At 67.4% G+C, this 2,552-nt stretch carries 3 protein-coding genes and 1 pseudogene; 1 reads left to right on the top strand and 3 read right to left on the bottom strand.

The features are described from left to right. The 3 genes and pseudogenes from U9980_RS28010 to U9980_RS28015 form a co-directional block, all read right to left on the bottom strand. The coding region (locus U9980_RS28010; protein ID WP_322770674.1) for a hypothetical protein at positions 1–301 on the bottom strand (301 nt) is incomplete at its 3' end. Between the two features lie 252 nt (positions 302–553). Continuing rightward, positions 554–673: pseudogene (locus U9980_RS28855) on the bottom strand (site-specific integrase); the annotation flags it as partial. Positions 674–1,007: 334 nt separating this feature from the next. Continuing rightward, entirely contained in the window at positions 1,008–1,721 is a 714-nt protein-coding gene (locus U9980_RS28015; RefSeq protein ID WP_322770675.1) for an SDR family NAD(P)-dependent oxidoreductase, read from the bottom strand. Between the two features lie 525 nt (positions 1,722–2,246). Here U9980_RS28015 and U9980_RS28020 point away from each other — a divergent pair. Then, positions 2,247–2,552: 2-keto-4-pentenoate hydratase (locus tag U9980_RS28020; RefSeq protein ID WP_416210418.1), on the top strand; the 306-nt coding region annotated here is incomplete at its 3' end.

Consider the following 2,552-nt stretch of genomic DNA (forward strand, 5'->3'; position numbering starts at 1 on the left):
CCCATGCGAAGTCATTGCACACACCGTAGAAGGACTTCGCGTTGATGAACATCGCCACGCCGTCGCCGATGTATCCGGCCCGGTTGTTCGTCGCCGGAAAATAGGTACAGGAGTTCATTGGCATCGGTTTCCCGGTCGGCTTCCAGCCCGGTGGCTTCCATTCGTTCTTTGTTTTCCGCTGCCCTTCCGGAGCCAGTTCCAGGAGATCAGCGAACGCGTTGTCGATGAACACCTTACCGGGCGTTCCCAGCGTGGACGCCTCGATGAACGCGTGCACCTCGTCCATCACCACGGGCCACACGGGTGCTTCCGGAAAACTCTCTGCCACAGGTTCCCCCTACCGGCCGGATGAGTCCGCCGGGAGGCACGTTAGCAGCACCGAAAGACCCAGCGTAGGGGTTGGTGACAACGGCAGCCGACCCGGCTGCGCCGCCGTAGTCGCGCCGGCTTGTCGACGAGGCGGCACGGCCATCCCGTGCCGCGGCGCACGCACTCCCGGCAGCGGCCGATTACTGATGGTTACTGCGCGGGACGAACCCCGCGCCAGTCTCCGGCCCGCCGCGGCCCGCGCCAGCACGAACCCGGCCAGCGCATCCGTCTCGAACCCCGTGACCTTGTCAGGGCTCGCGGGCGCGCGCGCCTCGCGGAGATCCCGCACCACTGCCAGTCCCAACCGACGCCCCTTACCTTCACCGTGACAGTCAGGTCATCGGGTGGGACGGTAGGACTTCAGGGAAGCTGAAGCGCACTCAACACGCGGCGCCCGCCGCCGGAGACACCAGGAAGCCCTACCCCTGGCTGGATTGCGAACTGCCACGACCGCGACGGCAGCCGAGAACCCGAGGGTTATTTAATAGTCGCGCCGGATGTCGATCTTTCTATTGTAGGACAAGTTGACCGTACTTCGGGTGGCGGGACGCGGCATCTCGCCCTGAACGGCAGGGCCGGCGAAGTGCTGCATCCCGCTCGCCGTCTATTGATCTTTTCCAGTACCGTAACACTCGCTCTCAACGTTGCCGAGCCGATGATCGCACAGGAGTACGACAAAGCCACATTCGACGCCGTCGGACCGTGAAGGACCGGCTGCCGGTATCCCCATCCACGGACACGCCGATGCGCGGCGCAATTCCAGCCGACGACCCGTTGGCCGCGGTCGAGCCCCCGCAGGCCGGCATCGACGACCGATCCGGGATCGGCGAACTTTCGCTAGATCGCGGTTGTGGAGACGTCAGAGCCGAGGGCGTCGACGAAGCCGGTGCGGGTGAGGCTGGGCACAGCGCGGTTACGATGACCCCGCTATCGCGTGTTTCCTCCGCGAGGGCTTGGCTGAACGACAGGACGAACGCCTTCGCACCGCCGTAGACGGCCTGGTACGGCGCCGGTTGGAAGGCGATGGTCGAGGCAACGTTGAGGATCCGTCCCCGGCCGCGGGCACGCATTCCCGGAAGCAGCTCGTGCGTCAGCCGCACCACCGCGGTGATGTCGACCGCGATCAAGGCGGACTCGTGCTCCGCCGGCACCTGCGCGAACCGACCGTAGGTGCCGAAGCCTGCGTTGTTCACCAACACGTCCACATCCCGGCCCTTCAGCTGGATCAGCAGCGCCTGCACGCCGTCCTCGGTGGCGAGGTCGGCCACGACCGCCTCCGCCACCGCACCGGTGTGCCGCTGCACGTCCGCACGCACGGCGTCCAGGCGCGCGGCGTCGCGGCCGCTCAGCACGAGGGGATGGCACGTTCGGCGAGCCGTCGGCATCCTCGCCGGGGTGCTGGTGTTGATCCAGACCCGCCCGGTCACGCCGGAGCCGGCGCAGGCCGGGGAGCGGCCGGCCGGTCGGGTCGCGCCCGTCAAAGGTGGGCGGAGCTGGGTCTGGGTTCGGTAGCGGAGTTGCGACGTCGGGAAGTACCTCCACGACGTCGCGGCTGTGCGCTGCCGTGCGAGTGGGACTTCGGGCACGTGGGGAGACGCCGCCGCCCAAGCGCACGGTGGACGGACTTCGCCGCGGTCAGCCGACCCGGGTCAGCCTCGGGGCCGTCAATTCGTCGACGAATCCGTTGGTCAACGGAACGAGGCGACCGTTCGTGAACCGGTACCTTGACCAGCAGCCGTCCGCCGACGTGCCGACCAAACGATTCCCCACGGAATCGTGATGCCGTCCCGAGGAACGGGACGCATGCCGTGCGTCATCCGGCAGTAGGACGAGTGTGGAGCCGAACGACGAGGACAGACGGCGACAGGGGGTTGGGCATGGACGCCGACGCACAGCGGCTGGCGGTCGACGTGCTTCTCGGCGCGTACGTGTCGGGTATACCGGTGGAGCCGTTGACGGAGAAGTTCCCCGGGCTCACCGGCGAGGACAGCTACGCCATCCAGGCCGCGCAGGTCGACAGCTGGGTCGGTGACGGTAGGCGGGTCGTCGGTCACAAGGTGGGGCTGACGTCCCGTGTGATGCAGCGCCAGTTCGGCGTCGACCAGCCCGACTACGGCCATCTTCTCAACACGATGTTCCACCTGGACGGCCAGCCGATCGCCGCCTCCGGGTTCCTGCAACCC

The organism is Protofrankia sp. Cr1, from assembly GCF_963555865.1.
GTDB lineage: Bacteria > Actinomycetota > Actinomycetes > Frankiales > Frankiaceae > Protofrankia.